The sequence below is a fragment of the Paraburkholderia dioscoreae genome, assembly GCF_902459535.1.
Lineage (GTDB): Bacteria > Pseudomonadota > Gammaproteobacteria > Burkholderiales > Burkholderiaceae > Paraburkholderia > Paraburkholderia dioscoreae.
The window spans coordinates 4,410,357-4,427,843 of the sequence record NZ_LR699553.1; the positions used below are offsets into that span (position 1 = coordinate 4,410,357).

The 17,487-nt window shown below is 61.9% G+C and carries 17 protein-coding genes; 5 read left to right on the forward strand and 12 right to left on the reverse strand.

From position 1 onward, the window contains the following. Positions 1-22 precede the first annotated feature (22 nt). Positions 23-514, reverse strand: coding sequence for an Lrp/AsnC family transcriptional regulator (locus PDMSB3_RS19980; RefSeq protein ID WP_007180054.1), 492 nt, complete (start codon positions 512-514; stop codon positions 23-25). A 145-nt stretch (positions 515-659) separates the two neighbouring features. Here PDMSB3_RS19980 and phhA point away from each other — a divergent pair, with 145 nt between their 5' ends. Both phhA and PDMSB3_RS19990 read left to right on the forward strand, forming a co-directional pair. Beyond that, the gene (gene phhA, locus PDMSB3_RS19985) at positions 660-1,550 is read left to right on the forward strand and encodes a phenylalanine 4-monooxygenase (protein WP_007180055.1); all 891 of its coding nucleotides are present in this window, start codon (positions 660-662) and stop codon (positions 1,548-1,550) included. A 56-nt stretch (positions 1,551-1,606) separates the two neighbouring features. After that, on the forward strand, positions 1,607-1,945 hold the full coding sequence (locus PDMSB3_RS19990) for a 4a-hydroxytetrahydrobiopterin dehydratase (RefSeq protein WP_084747794.1): 339 nt from the start codon (positions 1,607-1,609) through the stop codon (positions 1,943-1,945). Between the two features lie 104 nt (positions 1,946-2,049). On the opposite strand, the gene PDMSB3_RS19995 is transcribed toward PDMSB3_RS19990, so the two are convergent. After that, on the reverse strand, positions 2,050-2,274 hold the full coding sequence (locus PDMSB3_RS19995; protein WP_007180057.1) for a DUF3717 domain-containing protein: 225 nt from the start codon (positions 2,272-2,274) through the stop codon (positions 2,050-2,052). Positions 2,275-2,514: 240 nt separating this feature from the next. Between PDMSB3_RS19995 and PDMSB3_RS20000 the strand changes: the two genes are divergently transcribed. Both PDMSB3_RS20000 and PDMSB3_RS20005 read left to right on the forward strand, forming a co-directional pair. Continuing rightward, positions 2,515-3,201: a response regulator gene (locus PDMSB3_RS20000; RefSeq protein WP_007180058.1), complete on the forward strand. Its 687-nt coding sequence runs from the start codon at positions 2,515-2,517 to the stop codon at positions 3,199-3,201. A gap of 156 nt (positions 3,202-3,357) precedes the next feature. Then, a complete protein-coding gene (locus PDMSB3_RS20005; RefSeq protein ID WP_007180059.1) occupies positions 3,358-4,860 on the forward strand; it encodes a sensor histidine kinase in 1,503 nt (500 codons plus the stop codon). A 66-nt stretch (positions 4,861-4,926) separates the two neighbouring features. Here the strand turns inward: PDMSB3_RS20005 and PDMSB3_RS20010 are convergent, their stop codons facing one another. The 7 genes from PDMSB3_RS20010 to mnmC form a co-directional block, all read right to left on the reverse strand. Continuing rightward, complete coding sequence (locus PDMSB3_RS20010; protein ID WP_007180060.1) at positions 4,927-5,451, reverse strand: SET domain-containing protein; 525 nt, start codon at positions 5,449-5,451, stop codon at positions 4,927-4,929. A 218-nt stretch (positions 5,452-5,669) separates the two neighbouring features. Continuing rightward, positions 5,670-6,782 carry an NADH:flavin oxidoreductase/NADH oxidase gene (locus tag PDMSB3_RS20015; protein WP_007180061.1) on the reverse strand — a complete coding sequence of 371 codons (1,113 nt, stop codon included), beginning with the start codon at positions 6,780-6,782 and terminating at the stop codon, positions 5,670-5,672. A 72-nt stretch (positions 6,783-6,854) separates the two neighbouring features. Continuing rightward, complete coding sequence (locus PDMSB3_RS20020) at positions 6,855-7,568, reverse strand: glutamine amidotransferase (protein WP_007180062.1); 714 nt, start codon at positions 7,566-7,568, stop codon at positions 6,855-6,857. A 127-nt stretch (positions 7,569-7,695) separates the two neighbouring features. Then, complete coding sequence (locus tag PDMSB3_RS20025; RefSeq protein ID WP_007180063.1) at positions 7,696-8,334, reverse strand: MarR family winged helix-turn-helix transcriptional regulator; 639 nt, start codon at positions 8,332-8,334, stop codon at positions 7,696-7,698. A gap of 537 nt (positions 8,335-8,871) precedes the next feature. Continuing rightward, a complete protein-coding gene (locus PDMSB3_RS20030; RefSeq protein WP_007180064.1) occupies positions 8,872-9,987 on the reverse strand; it encodes a YbdK family carboxylate-amine ligase in 1,116 nt (371 codons plus the stop codon). A gap of 160 nt (positions 9,988-10,147) precedes the next feature. Next, positions 10,148-11,353 carry a cation:proton antiporter gene (locus PDMSB3_RS20035; protein ID WP_165187264.1) on the reverse strand — a complete coding sequence of 402 codons (1,206 nt, stop codon included), beginning with the start codon at positions 11,351-11,353 and terminating at the stop codon, positions 10,148-10,150. 851 nt (positions 11,354-12,204) lie between these two features. Further along, positions 12,205-14,175: a bifunctional tRNA (5-methylaminomethyl-2-thiouridine)(34)-methyltransferase MnmD/FAD-dependent 5-carboxymethylaminomethyl-2-thiouridine(34) oxidoreductase MnmC gene (gene mnmC, locus PDMSB3_RS20040; protein ID WP_165187266.1), complete on the reverse strand. Its 1,971-nt coding sequence runs from the start codon at positions 14,173-14,175 to the stop codon at positions 12,205-12,207. 495 nt (positions 14,176-14,670) lie between these two features. Here mnmC and PDMSB3_RS20045 point away from each other — a divergent pair, with 495 nt between their 5' ends. Further along, on the forward strand, positions 14,671-14,949 hold the full coding sequence (locus PDMSB3_RS20045) for an HU family DNA-binding protein (RefSeq protein ID WP_006050811.1): 279 nt from the start codon (positions 14,671-14,673) through the stop codon (positions 14,947-14,949). A gap of 128 nt (positions 14,950-15,077) precedes the next feature. Here PDMSB3_RS20045 and PDMSB3_RS20050 read toward each other — a convergent pair whose 3' ends face one another. The 3 genes from PDMSB3_RS20050 to PDMSB3_RS20060 form a co-directional block, all read right to left on the reverse strand. Next, complete coding sequence (locus PDMSB3_RS20050; RefSeq protein ID WP_165187268.1) at positions 15,078-16,373, reverse strand: GTP-binding protein; 1,296 nt, start codon at positions 16,371-16,373, stop codon at positions 15,078-15,080. A 157-nt stretch (positions 16,374-16,530) separates the two neighbouring features. Next, positions 16,531-16,977, reverse strand: coding sequence for a lytic transglycosylase domain-containing protein (locus PDMSB3_RS20055; RefSeq protein ID WP_007180068.1), 447 nt, complete (start codon positions 16,975-16,977; stop codon positions 16,531-16,533). Positions 16,978-17,266: 289 nt separating this feature from the next. Then, entirely contained in the window at positions 17,267-17,461 is a 195-nt protein-coding gene (locus tag PDMSB3_RS20060; protein WP_007180069.1) for a hypothetical protein, read from the reverse strand. Between the last annotated feature and the right edge of the window lie 26 nt (positions 17,462-17,487).

The window sequence follows — 17,487 nt, forward strand, 5'->3', positions numbered from 1 at the left end:
GCGCCGCCCTCATGCCGCCACATCAAGCGGCGGCTGTACCCGGCGACAGATGACCGAGCGGCAATGGTCCGTTGCGCTTGAAGGTAGTGAGCACGATATTCGAGCGCACGCTATCGACGCCCGGCACACGCATCAGCTTCTTCATCACGAACGTCGACAGATAATTCAGATCGGGCGCGACGATGCGCAACAGATAGTCGGCGTCGCCCACCACGGCATGACATTCGAGCACTTCAGGCAGCACGTCGATCTGTTGCTGGAATTGCTCGATGATCGAGTCGCCGTGGTGCTTCAATTTCAGACTGGTGAACGCGGTCACGCCGAGCCCGAGCTTTTCCGGCCGCAACACGACGCGATAGCCGTCCACCACGCCCATCTGTTCCAGACGCTGCAAGCGCCGTCCAATCTGCGACGGTGACAGCGGCACCTGCTCGGCCAGTTGCTGATGGGTTGCCCGGCCGAAGCGCTGAAGCACCTCCAGTAGCGCAAGATCGAAGTGATCCAGTTCTAACATGTCGAATATCCGCATTGAATAGCCATTTGATGCACGATTATTGCATAACTGAGCGACGGAACGCTGTCTTTGCGCCCTTTCCGCATACGCACCGCTCTACACTTGCATCACCGATTCACCTGCCGTCGCCGTCGAGCGCTGCATCATGTCCATCGCCAATACCGCCAAACTGAAAGAGCAATTCGACGCCGGACTCGAAACCCGCGCCGATTTCACCATCGACCAACCGACCGAACGCTACGGCGCGGTCGACCACGCGGTATGGCAACAGCTTTACGCGCGCCAGACGGCGCTGCTCAAAGGGCGCGTCTGTGACGAGTTTCTCGCGGGTGTCGAATGCATCGGCATGCCGGCCGACCGCGTACCCACTTTCGACGAAATCAATGCGAAGCTCACGCCCGCCACCGGCTGGCAGATAGTCGCCGTGCCCGGCCTCGTGCCGGACCAGGTGTTCTTCGAGCATCTGGCGAATCGCCGTTTTCCCGTGACCTGGTGGATGCGCCGGCCGGATCAACTCGATTATTTGCAGGAGCCGGATTGTTTTCACGATCTGTTCGGCCACGTGCCGCTGCTGATCAACCCGGTTTTCGCCGACTACATGCACGCGTATGGCCGCGCCGCGCTCGCCGCCAACGACGCCGGCGCGCTGCCGCTGCTCGCGCGGCTCTACTGGTACACGGTGGAGTTCGGCCTGATCCGCGACACGGCAAGTCCGAACGGCGTGAGGATCTATGGCGCGGGAATCGTGTCGAGCAAGGGGGAAACGCTCTACAGCCAGCAAAGCGCCGCGCCGAACCGCCTTGGCTTCGACCTCGAACGCGTGATGCGCACCCGCTACCGCATCGACACGTTCCAGAAGACCTACTTCGTGATCGACGACTTCGCGCAACTGTTCAACGTGGCGCAAACCGATTTCGCGCCGCTGCTGGCAAGGCTGGCAGCCGAACCGGCGTTCGCGGCCGGCGACGTCCTCGAACACGATCGCGTCATGACACGCGGGTCGCGCGAAGGCTGGCTGGCAAACGGCGATATCTGACAGGCGACGCCGGGCAGGTCGGCAGCGGGCGGGCTGCATCCGTGAAAAAATAGCGGATGCGCACGCCCACTGGCGTGCCCGTCCAGATCCAACGAGGTAGCACCATGATTCATAAACTGACTTCAGAAGAACGCGCCACCCAGATCGCCGCGCTGCACGGCTGGCAAGCCGCGACGGGCCGCGACGCAATCCAGCGCCAGTTCAAATTCGCCGACTTCAACGAGGCCTTCGGCTTCATGACGCGCGTCGCAATCAAGGCGCAGGAAATGGATCACCATCCGGAATGGTTCAACGTGTACGACAAGGTGGAAATCACGCTTTCCACGCATGAGGCCAACGGCGTGACCGAGCGGGACATCAGACTGGCCGCGTTTATTGACAGTATTACGGCGTAATACAGACGGCCAGATGCATTTCAGGCGTGTTTATGGCCGAACATCGAATAATCGGGCTGCCGTGAAAGGGCATTGCAGGTAATCCCCTGTGCAAACCTTCAGTTCTACAGGCTATTCTTAAGGTGCACGTAAGAATCCCACGCGAGCTTCGCAACCGCATCCAAACGATCCGGTGATAGCGTGTGCTGACGCTGTACAATCATCAGCGCATACGGCTTGGAGAGCGCGCTTGCCTCCTTGCACAGAACGAGTTCGTCGCCGCTCGAAGGTGAGCGGGCGCGCCAGAAGTTGATTGCGGCTTCCAGTTCGTGAATGCTTATCTCGGACATGACTTCGTGATCGCTCGCAAGAAAACGCCGGGCCTTCTCAAAGTTTTCTTGCCCTTTCGGGGGATTGGCGCGATGCGACAGGTCTGGGGGCGCTGAGTAGGCGCTTCGAGGCCGCTCGATGCCTGCTTCGTGGCCGCTTCGTGTCAGTTCGGTACGGCCGCGCCGCACGCTGCCTGTGCAGCAGGCGCCCCGGCGAACCGCTTGCCCAAACGCCTAACCCATTGTACTTGAGCGAAATCCATGCGACTCCTTCTGATCGAAGATGACCGCCCCATCGCACGCGGCATCCAAAGCAGTCTCGAACAAGCCGGCTTCACCGTCGACATGGTCCATGACGGCATTTTCGCCGAACAGGCCCTGACGCAAAATCGCCACGAACTGGTGATCCTCGATCTGGGCCTGCCCGGCATCGACGGCATGACGCTGCTCTCGCGCTTTCGTCAGAGCAATCGTCACACGCCGGTGATCATCCTCACCGCGCGCGACGAGCTGAACGACCGCGTGCAAGGTCTGAATTCCGGCGCCGACGACTACATGCTGAAGCCGTTCGAACCCACCGAACTCGAAGCGCGCATTCGCGCGGTGATGCGCCGCAGCGGTCCGCACGGCGACATGCCGCGTCCGGAAGTGTCGCTGGGCGGTGTGCGCCTGTCGGGCGTCGATCGCCGCATTTTCAACGACGACAAGCCGCTCGAGCTCTCGCCGCGTGAATTCGCGGTGCTCGAAATGCTGCTGCTGCGTCATGGCCGCGTGGTCAGCAAGGCGCAACTGCAAGACCATCTGACGCATTTCGGCGGCGATCTCGGCGACACCGCGATCGAAGTCTACGTGCACCGGGTCCGTAAAAAGCTGGAAAGCTGCCGTGTCGAGATCGTCACGGTGCGTGGCTTCGGTTACCTGTTGCAGGAAATCCGCCAGGCCGCATAATCGTCATGAAGGCTGCGAGTCCCATCGCGGCTTGACGGCGCCGGGCCGGCGCCGCGCACTCGTTGCGCAAGTCGCCGGCATCCGGCGAAACTTTGCGGTGCTTGCGCCGTTGCCCTTCGGTGCTTGCGCCGTGGCCCTTTTCCCGCGCGTTCGATCATGCCCCAGCCGGCCGCCAATAGTCTGCGCCGCACGCTGCTGCGGCGCCTCGCCGCTCCCCTTTCGCTGCTCGCGCTGATGAGCGGCCTGATCGCTTACTGGCTAGCGTGGCAGTACACGCAGCACGTGGTCGACCGTTCGCTCGCCGATCTCGCCACCGCGATCTCCAAACAGATCCAGATTGCCGGTCCGAACGCCAAAGTCACCGTGCCGCCGCTCGCGCAAGCCATGTTCTCGGATCCTGTGGAGCACCTCGTCTACCGGATCAGCAACGGCGAAACCGAAATTGCCGGCGACCACAATCTTCCGCTGCAAGGCACGAGCGTGCGGCGCATGCATTACGCGTACGTATTCGAAACGCAGCATCAAGGCGTGACGGTGCGCGTGGCGCAGGTGCGGGTCGATCAGCCGACCGGAAATCCGATCGTCGTCGAGGTGGGCCAGCCGGTACACCACCGGTTTCGTATCGCCGCCGAGTTTCTGGTCGCGATCATGATGCCGCTGCTGTTGCTGCTGCTGGCGGGCTGGGTGATCGTGTGGCGCGTGGTCAATCAGCAGCTCAATCCGCTGACCGATCTCGCGGACTCGCTGAACCGGCAAACCCACACGTCGCTCGAACCGGTCGATGAAACCTACGTACCGGTCGAAATCCGGCCGCTGACCGGCGCGCTGAACGCATTGCTCGGCCGTCTGAAAACGGCGCTCGACGGCCAGCGCAAATTTATCGCCGACGCCGCGCACCAGCTGCGCACGCCGCTCACCGCTGTCAAGCTGCATGCGGAACAGGCGGCCGTTGCACGCGACCCGCAGCAAACGCTGGCCGCGGTGCGTGAGCTACGCGCCGCAGCCGACCGAGCCGTGCGGCTGTCGAATCAACTGCTTTCGCTCGCGCGCGCCGAGCCGGGAGAACAGGCGGCTCGCTTCGTCAACGTCGACATGGCCGCGCTTGCGTTCGATACCGGTGCGGAATGGGTGCCGCGTGCATTGACGTTCCACGTCGACCTCGGTTTCCAGCGTCTGGATGATCCGAGCAACGGCCATCCTTTGATGGCGCGCGGCAATCCCGTGCTGCTGCACGAAGTGATCGCCAATCTGCTGGATAACGCGCTGAAGTATGTGCCGCCGTCGCGCTTCGATGGCGGCCGCATTACGGTGACGGTGTCGCAAACGGTGATCGACGAAATCCGCATGGCGGAGATCGTCGTTGAAGATAACGGGCCGGGCGTACCGCACAATCAGCAGGCCGATCTCTTCAAACGGTTTTTCCGCGGCGACGGCCAGAGCGATGCGGGCGTGGATAGCGGCGCCGGTCTCGGCCTCGCGATCGTTCACGACATCATGGTGCTGCATCACGGCAGCGTGCACTACGAAGACGCACCGGAAGGCGGCGCACGTTTCATCGTGCGGATTCCGCTCGTGCCGATCAGTGTGCTGACCGCGGTAGAACCCGAACCACGGCGGCCGGTAAAAAAATCGGCGCACTCGGCGCCGATGGATATCTGACGGTGCAGATAATCGACGGGCTGCCTCGCGCGTTCACCAACGCGATCGACGCAGGCAGCCCGCATCTCATTTCTTCTTCGCTTTCTTCACCGTCGTCCCGGCCTTTTTCGCCGACTTCCCGGACTTGCCCGCGCTCTTCTCTTTCTCCGGCGGCGCCAGCATCGTGCCGCGGCACTTGCGCGCGCCGCAACGGCATTCATATTCCTTCTTGAGCTTCTTGGTCTGACGCGCGTCGATCACGAGGCCGTAGTCGTAAAAGACTTCCTCACCCTCGGCGATATCGCGCAACGCGTGCACGTACACGTGACCGTCGATCTCTTCGGCTTCACAGTTCGGCGCGCAGGAATGGTTGATCCAGCGCGCGCTATTGCCGTTCACTTTGCCGTCGATCACCTTGCCGCTGTCGAGCGCGAAATAGAACGTGTGATTCGGTTCCGCCGGATTGTGCGGATGACGGCGCAACGCTTCTTTCCAAGAGATCCGCTCGCCCTTGTATTCGATCAGCCGCTCGCCGGCCGCAATCGGTTCGAGGGCAAACACGCCTTTGCCGTGCACACCCGAACGGCGCACGGCGATCCTGCGTGAACTCATTGAATGAATCCTTGTGAAGAACTTTGGGGTGAAGATCGGCAGCCGCCAGAAATGCCCGCGTCTGACGCGCCGCTTTTTCTGACGCGCATAGCAAACGCGGCGCCTTGCGAGCGCCGCGTCGACCTGCGACGCTCATGCGCCACAACCGGCATCGTACACGCTCAAGACGGCTTCGTTCAACCGTCAAAAAGACGCGCACCCAGCATGGGCTGCCAATTTCACCGTTGTCCGAACGAAATGTCGCCGAACAGTGCCTTTTGCTCGCGCGGCTGCGAGCGCCAGTACTGCGGCGGTGCTTCGACCGTCGCGCCAAGTTGCGCCGCGGCATGCCACGGCCAACGCGGGTTGTATAGCAACGCGCGGGCCAACGCGATCAGATCGGCGTCGCCGGCTTCGATCAGTTGCTCGGCGTGCAACGGGTCCGTGATCAGGCCCACGCCGATGGTAGTGAGGCCTGTGGCCTGTTTGACCGCCTTCGCGAACGGGATCTGATAACCCGGTTCAAGCGGAATCTTCTGCAATGGCGAGACGCCGCCCGACGACACGTCGATCCAGTCGCAGCCGCGCTTTTTCAACTCCTGCGCGAACGCGATCGTATCTGCGAGCGTCCAGCCGCCTTCGACCCAGTCGGTTGCCGACACACGTACGCCGACGGGTTTGTCGGCGGGAAATGCGGCACGCACGATATCGAAGATTTCAAGCGGAAAGCGCATGCGGTTTTCGAGCGAGCCGCCGTATTCGTCGTCGCGTTGATTGGCGATCGGCGAGAGGAACTGATGCAGCAGATAGCCGTGTGCCGCGTGCACTTCCAGTCCGTCGATGCCGAGCCGTGCGGCACGCCGCGCCGACGCCGCGAATGCTTCGCGGATCCGGTTCAACGCAGGTAGGTCCAGCGCCAAGGGCGGCTCTTCGCCCGCTTTATGCGGCAACGCGGACGGTGCGTGCGGCAGCCACCCGCCTTGCGATACCGGAATCAGTTGGCCGCCTTCCCAAGGCACGTGGCTCGACGCCTTGCGCCCGGCGTGCGACAACTGCATCGTGACCTTGATGTGCGAATGCTTGCGGATAGCGGCGAGCACAGGCTTGAGCGCGGCTTCGGTGACGTCGTCCCACAGGCCGAGATCGCCGGGGGTGATACGTCCGTCCGGCTCGACTGCGGTTGCCTCGATGCACAGCATACCGGCACCGGATAACGCCATGCTACCGAGATGGATCATGTGCCACGCCGTTGCCTCACCGCGATCCGCGGAATACTGGCACATGGGCGACACGACGATACGATTGGGAAGTGTCACGCTACGCAGCGTGAGCGGAGAAAAAAGCGCGCTCATGGATCAGGCCCAGTAAAAACCCAAGAGCGATCGAGCATAGCACCGCAAATAATTTACTGCTGGCACGCGCCTTCAGGCTTTCGCCTCGACCTGATCGAGCCATTCGCCGAACATCCGGCGCGCGGCGGCTTCGAGCGCGGGACCGAATTGCGCGGTCTCGGACCGCAATTGGCGCGCGTCGATACCGTGGCCCGCAAGCTCACCGGCGTTGCCGATCAGCCAGGGTTCGAAGCGGTCGGTGCGGATCTCCGGATGACACTGCAGCCCCAGCACATGGCCGCCCCAGGCGAACGCCTGGTTTTCGCATGCCGGCGTCGACGCAAGACGCGTGGCGTTGTCAGGCAGATCGAAGGTATCGCCGTGCCAGTGCAGCATGGAGGTCTGCGAGCCGTCCAGATGGCGCACCGGCGAAGCGCGGCCGGCGTCGGTCAGCGTGAGGGGTGTCCAACCGAGTTCAGTGCGACCAGCGGGATAGACGCGGGCACCGAGCGCGCGCGCAATCAACTGGGCGCCAAGACAGATGCCGAGTGTCGGCAAACCGGCCGCGATGCGCTTCTCGATCATGGAGAGCAACGGCACGAGCGTCGGGTAAAGCGCGTCGTCGGTTGCGTTGATCGGGCCGCCCAATACCACCATCAACGATGCGGCGACGGGGTTCGGCGCCTCGATGCGGGCAAAGCCGACATCGAGATAACGGACCGGGCGCCCGCGCTCGCCGAGCACCAGCTCAAGACTGCCCAGATCCTCGAAGTGCACGTGGCGAATGGCCAGAACTTCGTGATTCATCGGCCTGTCCCACCTTCACGTTGACTAAAGACTTGCCGCCATGCGGCGCCGACCGGCTCACTGGCGGCATGTGCCGCCCGCCGGAGCCGGCCTGGCAGTGTAGCGGATTGTCCCGGAAGAAACCGCCTTATTGGGCGAAGATCTTCCAGGTCTTCTTCTGGGTGGCAACGTCGGCAGTCTCATACACCGAGCAATCCAGGCGCAGGTCCGTATCCGACATCTTCAGATCGAGCAACGCGCAATGATGCGGGGTCTTCTTCGGGTTCTTGCTCGGCTCGAAGTGCGTGCAGCTCAGACACATGCGGTGCGGCGGAATCGTGCCTTGCGCTTCCAGCTGATGAACGGTCTTGAGCAGCGTGCGATAGAACACGGACTGTTCCTCGTCACGCAACGTGCCGACCGCTTTGGCCAGAAAGTCCGGCCACTGCGCAGCGCGCTTTGCAGCCGTGCGGCCGCGTGCCGTCAGGCGGACCGCGAGGGCGCGGCCGTCATCGAGGGCACGGCGCTTTTCGACCAGACCTTTGGTCTCGAGCGTGCTGACTGCGTCACTGGTCGTCGCGGCGGTAAGGGCCGTTTCACGGGCAATTTCGCCGAGACGCATCGGGCCTTTGCGCTGCATCAACAAAACCAGAATTTCGCCTTGAGTCGGTGTCAGGCCAGCGCCTTCCGCCCATTCCCAAGCCTGGCTTCGCATTGCCGTGCTCAATCGCAATAGGCTGTGGGTCACCCGCCCGGTCGCCTGTTCTCCGTATACGCCTTCGCTCATAATCTTCGATTGGTTTATTTACAGCTTTCGTACGATGCCGGCGAACCGTTCGCCGACCGCGCCCGTAGCCTGTGTGGGGTAGCCTCGCCCAACCGCGGACAAGACGGTTTTCAACTATCTCAAAAATTTACCGCCTTGCAAGGCAAAGCAGCGAAAACGACATTCTATGCGAGAGCGGCGAATCGTACAGCTAACTTATCCAAAGCAAGCTGTGGATAACCCGGGGAAAACGCAGGGACAGCCTGTGTGCCGATTCTTGATAAGCGGCGAAGCCGGCTTGGCCGGCCCGAAGTTGTCCTCGTATACCGGCCTCGACGCACCCTCGATCAGCCTGGTTATGGTTTACGCAGCGCATTGACTTTGCAGGGAATTATTCAGTTGTCCACAGGCCGGGGCAATGCTTGTTAACTACTACTACGTCTGTATACGTCAACTTTATAAAAACCTTGGACATGCCGAGCTGGAAATTAATTTATTGAAAAAAACCCGCTCGAGGCGGGCTTTCTTACGATTTGCCGTGAGCAACCCTGTTTCCGGCTAGGCGCGCCACTCCAGACATTGTTGCCTGACGGCTTCATGCAAGGACTTTTCCCGTTCGACGACGCCGCGCAGCCACGTCGCGTCATTGACCTGACTGCGCGCAATCGCGCCGATTTCGGCCAGCGCATTGCCCGAACCCAACGCTTCGGCGTGCGGAGCGATCCGGTCCAGCGTTTCGAGAATGTCTTCGGAAATCGTCTTGCGTTCGCCCGTCTGCGGATTGATGCAGGTGCCGGCAAGACCAAACCGGCATGCTTCAAAACGATTGAAGGTGTAGACGAGGTAGTCGTCTTCCTTCGGCGTGATCGGTTTGTCGAGCAGCAGATGCCGGGCAAGCGTCTGGATGTAGCAGGCAATCGCCGCCGCACGATCCACCGACAACGGCGTGTCCATGACGCGCACTTCGATCGTGCCGAAACCGGGCTTCGGCCGGATGTCCCAGTAAAAATCCTTCATGCTGTTGACCACGCCGGTGTGGACCATCTTCGAGAAATATTCCTCGAAACTGTCCCACGTCAACACGAACGGCGCGCGGCCCGACAGCGGAAACGCGAACACGGAATTCAGTCGTGCCGAATGAAAACCGGTATCGACACCCTGCACGAACGGCGACGATGCCGACAACGCGATGAAGTGCGGAATGAAGCGCGACATGGAATGCAGCAGATAGAGCGCGCTGTTCGGATCCGGGCAGCCGATATGCACGTGCTGGCCGAACACCGTAAATTGCTTGGCGAGATAGCCGTACAACTCGGAGAGATACTGAAAGCGCGGCGTATCGACGATCTGCCGCTCGCTCCATTGCTGGAACGCATGCGTGCCGCCGCCGCACAGTCCGACGTTCAGGTGATCCGCCGCTGAAACCAGCGTATCGCGAATCTTGCGCAAATCGGCAACGGCCTGCTCATGCGTCGTGCAGATGCCGGTCGACAGCTCGATCATGCTTTCGGTGATTTCCGGCGTGATGTTGCCGGGGATCTTTTCGTCCTTGATGAGGCGCAGCAGATCCGAGCCGGCTTTGGTCAGATCATAGTCGTGCGTGTTGACGATCTGCATCTCGAGTTCGACACCGAATGTGAACGGTTTCGAATCGATGAAGGGTTCGAGTGACATGGCGTCCCCTGGGTCAGTTCGGCCGGGCGTGGGTCCGTGTGCAGGTCACATGCCCGGCCGTTTTTGAATCGAATATAGGTTGGATAAAGCGTCTCAAGTATCGAGCCTCGGGTCTCGGGCTCCGCGTTTCAGTCAGCGCACTGCGCTGACCGGCTCGCGCTTACTCTTCGCGCCGTTCGGCCACCATCGCGAGACTGCGATAGACGAGCCACGGCCCGAGAATCTGCAGCACGAAAATCGAGCACATCACGATAGCCCGCAGTTGCGGATCGAAGTTCGGATACAGGTTGTAGGTATCGTCGACCAGCAGATACGCGAGCGCCGACATGGGCGACAGCGACAAACCGAGCGCCATGCCCTGCTTCCAGTTCAAACCGCTTGGCTTGGCAAACGCCAGCACGCCGACCAGTTTCGCAATGAGGCGCGCAACAATCAGACCCAGCGCCGCGACACCGCCTAGCGCGATGTCTTTCCATTCGAACGAAGTCAACGTCAGCACGAACAGAATCACCGTCAACAACCAGCCGGCCGTGCCGAAATGCTGGGGCCACAATTGCGGACGCGCTTCATGATTCTTCACGATGATGCCGGCGGCGAGCAGCGCGAGAATCGTCGACAGCTTGAACAGATGCGCGACAGCGATAGCCAGCAGCACCAGCCCGAACAGCGCGACAAACGAATGCTCGTCCTGCATGTTCAGACGTCGATAAAAGAACGTGCAGGTGCGCGCGAGCAGGTATGCAAGCACGAGCGAGCCGACCAGCAGATAAAGCGGCTGCAAAATGGTCGCGAATACGTTGCCATAGACCTCCTGATGCAGCCAGCTCGACACGAGCTTTTCAATCACCACCGCATACATGCTGTTCAGTGCCGTCAAGGTCAGCAGACGCTGCGTGACCTGGCCTTCCGCGCGCAATTCGGTTTTGAGCTGAATCACCATGGCCGGCGAAGTCGCCATCGCGATCGCGGCGAGCACGGTAGCCACCATCAGCGGCACGTTCAGGAACAGCAAAACCGGCAAAACCAGCGCGAATGTCAGCGTGGCTTCGGCCACGCTCGACAGAATCAGCCAGGGATTGCGACGGATCCAGCGCAAATCGAGCCGGCTGCCGAGTTCGAACAGCAGCAAACCGAGCGCGACGTCGAGCAACGGACGCGCGGCGCTCGCGGAATCCGCATCGATTACGCCCGAGCCGGCCGCGCCGGCGACGAGGCCAATGACCGCATACCCGGAAATGCGCGGCAAACGCCACGCGCGATAGCAAAGCTCACCGCATAGACCTGCCGCGAGCAATGCGAGACCAGCCCAAAAAATGGCGTCGGGTGAAAGCGGCCAGGCTGGAAAAAATGAAAACGCCGAATTCATCGTAATGGGTTCTCCTTTGCAGCAACGGCGGACGACACGAACCGGCGCAAACACCGGCGAGCGGGTGGACGCATGAAGCGCTCACTGTCGCGATCGCTTCGCATGGCCAGCGTTGCGAGTTTTCAACGATCGGATGATCTGAATGCGCCGCAGCCGCAGGGAGCCTGACGCATTCGGGTGTGGCCGTAGCAACCGGCACGGTGAAAAAGAACGCCGTCGACTTTGAATCAGATTCTGATTGAGCCGCACCGTTCCGTTTGCTGCGTGTGCCGCTGTAGAGGCAAGGCACGACGCGGAAAAGAACGGCGATTGTGCCATAGCTTTTTCAGCCTCGACCGAAAAGACACGAACGTGCTGACAAAACGGTAAAAACGTACGTTATCTCGGCGACATGAGGAAAAAGCGACCGTTTTAGGCCTGAAATCGACCGCGTGCGCGGCTAGTTTGAAGATGGCAGATGTGTTTTTCGGGACATAGCGGGGGAAGCGTCTGCCCAGATAGCGGGGTGCGAGCTATGCCGATGAGCGCCGTTTCAGCCACGGCCTTTCTGTTTACAGGTTTACCGTATGTATACGTAGTAACAGTTAACAAAGCGCCTCGGTTTCTGTGGATAACTCCTGTTTACCGAAACGAATCATTGGTTTGCCGGCCGCATAACCGGATGCACAGCATGTGCGGGAGCGGCGGGTATACAAGAGCAACTTTTTGTGATTTCCGGCCGCAGCGGAGTTACCCCGTTTACGTCCACAACGGTTCCACATGAGTTGCGCGGGTAAACGGCGCGGTTATCCACAAGTGTCGGTGGATAACCGGGTCGGGCAAAGGTGCCCGGCGGGCCGCCGTTAACGCAGTTATCTCACCGTCCCCTGACGCAGTGCGCGCAACAGGAAGCGCGCGGGATCGATGTCTTCAGCCAGATCCCGTTCGAGCGGCCACGGTTCGCCTTCCAGTTGCGAGGCGATCAGTTCCGCGCCGAGCGCTGCCCACACCAGCCCACGCGAACCGTAGGCAAACGCGCCGTACAGGCCGTCTGTGCGCGGCAGATCGAGCGGCCATGCGCCCCGCAGACGCTGGGTGTCGCGTGCTGCTAGGGTTTCGTCGGCGAGCTGGCCGATCATCGGCATGCGGTCGCTGGTGACGCAACGGAACGCGACGCGCCCAGCCAACGCCGCCGACTCGGAGCGATCGACGATGCCTGCAAACGCCGGCAACATCTGCGCGACGCGCGCCAGGTTTTCCAGATGGCCATCCGCGCGAAGCGACGTGTCGGAGTCGTCGAGTTCATAGGTGGCGCCGGTCAGCGTGACGCCGTTGGCAAGCGGTACGGCGTAGCCTTCGCCAATCACCGGCAACTCGAGCGGCGGACGCACCATGCCGGCCGGCAGTAACGTGAGCTGGCCGCGAATGCTGCGAGTCGGCGCGTGCTGCAAACCGGCGATGCGCGCGGCATCGTGAGCACTCGCTACGATCACCACCGGCGCACGCGCGACAACCTGACCCGCCGTGTCGACGATGATCCACTGACCGCCCGCCCGCTCGACCCGCGCGACGTCCACTCCGAAGCGGCGTTCGAGCAACGAACCCGCCGCGGCGCACTGCGCGGCGCAGAGCGATGCAGGATCGATCCAGCCGCCGTACGGAAAGAACCAGCCGCCGTGCGCGAGCGGCATGCCGGCCAGCCGTTGAGCTTCGTCTGCCGGGACGGACGTCACGTACTCCGATGGATAGCCTGCCGCGGCGATCGCTTCGCTGATCGACAAGGCTTCCTCGTCATCCGCGGCGATCTGCAACAGACCCTTGCTGCCGCGAGATGGTCCGTGGCCGAGCCGTTCGAGCGCAGCCCAATGCCTGAGCGAATAGAGGAAGCCGGCCCGCGTGACGCGTGAGGCGACGCTGTCGTCACGGGAAATCATGGGGTGGAACACGCCTGCCGGATTGCCGGACGCTTCCTGAGCAACGGCTGCATGCCGTTCGAGCGACGTGACGCGCCAGCCGCGCGCGGCCAGCCGCTCGATCACCGCGCAGCCGGCGAGGCCCGTGCCGATCACCACGGCATGCCGTTCGTCGACCACGAGCGCCGCGGGCGGCTCATGACGCCGCACGCGCCAGCGCGGCGCGAAGTGGCCGACCAGCATCGCGCGTTTCCAGCCGAAACCGTCCACCTTGCGGTATTCAAAACCGCACTGGGTCAACGCGCGTTTGATGTCGCCGGCGCTGCTGTAGGTGGCGAATGTGGCACCCTCGCCGGCCAGCCGCGCGAGCGCCTTGAAGATCGCAGGAGTCCAGAGTTCGGGATTCCTGGCCGGCGCGAAACCGTCGAGGTAGAACGCATCGGCGCGCAGCCTCAAGGCCGGCACGCTGTCCTGTGCGTCGGCAAAAACGAGCGTGAGTACGACGCGCCCCTCCTCGAATTCAAGCCGATGCGTGCCGGGGACGAGCATCGGCCAGACATCCGCGAGCGCTTGCGCCAGGTCCGCGATCTCCGGATCGGAAATCGTCGCCGCATACACTTTGCGTAAATCGTCGACGGTAAACGGATGTTTCTCAGTCGAGACGAAATGGAGTCGCTCGCAGCGTGAGGAATCTGCGCGCCACGCGGCCCAGGTCACCAGAAAGTTGATGCCCATGCCGAAGCCGGTTTCGAGCACGGTGAAAATGCGACGGCCTTGCCACCGCTCGGGTAGTGCATTGCCTCGCAGGAAAACGTAGTGAGCCTGTTCGAGACCACCCACGGCGCTGTGATAGATGTCGTCGTAGAGCGGCGAAAAAGGCGTGCCGTTGTCGCGAAAAGCGAGGACGGCGGGGATCAGCGGATCAGTCATGCGCGAGGGAAAATGACGCTCGGAAAAATGCCCTCCGGAACCTGTCGCTGCGCGCCAGACCCCCACAAGGGCGTGAGAAAACTTGGGGCGGCCCGGCGTTTTCTCATACGCGCGTGAACGTTGCCGCCCACGCCTGGCTCGCCGGACGGCGGAAAATGACCCGCCGAACGTTGGCAAAAACCAACGCCAAGCCCCGTCCGTACTGGGTTTGAGCCCTCGGTTAGAGGTCGCCGGGAGCAAAAACGGCGGTTTCGTTGCAATATCCGCTGCGCAACCGCGTAATTCTTCGAAACCCTTATCCTGATTGGGTTTGCGCTGCGCTATCATAGCAAGCGCCGCGAAGGGAGCGGCAGCACGGCCGACGGGCGGTTATCTGTCCGGCGCTATTGGTCCGGAGGGGATCCGGAGCTGGAGCTGCTCGACGGCGCGGCCCGCGCACGTATAATCGGCGCGTTCGCGCTGTTCGTGTCAACCTAAACTCAGAAAGGAACCTTAATGAACAAACAGGAACTGATCGACGCCGTCGCTGGACAGACGGGCGCCAGCAAGGCTCAAACCGGTGAAACGCTGGACACGTTGCTTGAAGTGATCAAGAAGTCTGTGTCGAAGGGTGATGCGGTCCAGTTGATCGGCTTCGGCAGCTTCGGTTCGGGCAAGCGGGCAGCACGTACGGGTCGTAACCCCAAGACCGGCGAAACTATCAAGATCCCGGCCGCCAAGACCGTCAAGTTCACGGCTGGTAAGGCGTTCAAAGACGCAGTCAACAAGCGCTAAGCAGACTACTGCCAGGCAGTTGACACCCGCCAACGGCGGGTTTTTTTTCGCCTGCGCGTTTCGCGCTGGGCAGGGGGCACGGGATAGCGGCGAGCGTCGCGACTATCCCGCCGGCAGCAAGAGGCCGCTTAGTCGTGGCGATGCACTATATCACCGTGACCATCGTGATCGTGATCGTGATCATCTTCGTCGAAGTCCCAGGCCGGGAACGGATCGGCGAGCTTCGCCCAGGCTTGCGGTCCCTGCGCGTATTCCTCATCGGTCAACAGGCAAGCGTCGAACTTAGCGGTCCAGACAGCCGGATCGATGCCGACACCGATCATGACCAGTTCCTGGCGACGGTCGCCAATACTCAGATCGTCCGGGTCGCCATACCAGTCCGCGGCGATTTCGGCGGCCAGTTCGTCGTCGCCGTCGGGCCATTCGCTGCGATCCTGAGCGGCCCACCACATGCCCGCCGGGCCGTGCCGGCAAGCACCGCCCGCCTGCGAGAGCGAACCGGCGATATCGTTACGCGTGGCCAGCCAGAAGAAGCCCTTGCTGCGCAGAACGCCCTTCCACTCCTGATGCAGCAGCGCCCACAGGCGTTCTGGGTGAAACGGCCGGCGCGCGCGGTAAATGAAATTGCCGATGCCGAATTCGTCCGCTTCACCGTGATGGGCGTGACCGTGCTCGTGGTCATGCTCATGATTGAGCGACGCCAGCCAGCCCGGCGCGCTCGATGCCTCGTCGAAATCGAAGCGGCCGGTGTTCAGCACCTGCGCGAGCGGCACCTCGCCGAAGCGGGCGACCACCTGCACCGCGCGCGGGTTGATCCGGCCGAGAATGCGCTGCAGGCGCGTGAGTTCGTCCGCGCTGACCAGGTCCGCCTTGTTCACCACCAGCACGTCGCAGAATTCGATCTGCTCGATCAGCAACTCCACAAGCGTGCGGTCGTCTTCTTCGCTCGCCGCGATGCCGCGCTCGGCGAGCGCGTCGGCCGAACCGTAGTCGCGCAGGAAGTTGAATGCATCGACCACGGTCACCATCGTGTCGAGTCGCGCGACGTCGGACAGCGACGCACCTTCGTCGTCGACGAAGGTGAAGGTTTCGGCGATCGGCATGGGTTCGGCCACGCCGGTCGACTCGATCAGGATCGCGTCGAAGCGTTGCTCGGCCGCGAGACGCTTGATCTCGACCCTCAAATCGTCGCGCAGCGTGCAGCAGATGCAGCCGTTCGACAACTCGACGAGTTGCTCCTCGACGTGAGAAAGCGCGGCGGCGTCGCGCACGAGTGTCGCATCGATATTAACGGCGGCCAGATCGTTGACGATCACGGCCACGCGCAAACCGGCGCGATTCGCGAGAATGTGATTCAGGAGCGTGGTCTTGCCGGCGCCCAGAAAACCGGAGAGCACGGTGACGGGCAGTAGCGGCTGGTTCATCGCAGTACGGAAAAGCTGGAGGATTGGAAGGCGTGCCGGGCTTGGGGTCGCATGACTGCGTAACCCGAATGACGCTCGAAGCCCGGCGGCGGCACGAAGCCGCATTGTGCATCAAAACGGCCAGCGGCCGCGGAATGGGTCAGATCAGCGGGCCGGATCAGCGCGCAGCCGGCATCAGATTCCACTTGCGCAGGATCGCGACGATCTGCTGCGCGTACTTGTCCCGCAGTGCCGGGGTTTCTGAATGATATGCGCCGATGGCCTGCCAGGTGTTGCCGTACTTGTTCATCTGGCGGCGCAGATGCCATGCCGCGATATAGACGTTCTTGCACGGCTCCATGAGTGTGCCTTGCGAGATGCCGTACTGAGCGAGCGTGGGCAGATGGACGGAATTGATCTGCATGACGCCGTAGTCGATCGAGCCGTTGGCGTTCTTATGTTGCGCGTCGGGCCGATTATGCGACTCCTGCCACGCGATTGCGCGCAGAATCAGGGGGTTGACCTTCTGATACCTGGCGGCTTCGTCAAAGCAATCGGCGTGCGCCGACCCTGCTGCGATCAGCACGGCAAGTCCCGCAGTGACAGTGACGAAGGAGCGTTTCATCGGTCAAGACCACTAAGTAATGCGCAAGAGTAAGGTTCGGTAAGGGATCGCGTCGGCCATACTTCAGCCGCCGACAGCCGTCGGGCCACGCTGGCCGGGCATTTGTCGGACATCGGGGAAAACCCGCGCCGGCAACCCGCAACCAGGGACTCGATCGGCTCGTATCATACCGGCAGGCAGACCTCCGTCAAGTTGGCTAACCGACATAAGCACGCAGAAAACGGCACATCTCTTGCGCGTCACGGAACATCTCATTAGCTTTCAGTTACTTGACAATGAGGGGCGATCTTTAGAGGAATCGCACGCACAGTTTGTTTTGTGACAAATCCGACATGAAAAACTGGTACTGTTCATTTTTTTCGGACATCGGGCGGCGGGCAGCGAGGGCGATGATCGTCCGCGAGGCCGGCCTGCAGATCGACAGGGCGGCGGCCTGCTCCCATGTCCGCACTGCATGACCGTCGGCGGCTACGGCTGTCGGCATCAATACCCTATTCCATGAGAAGAAAT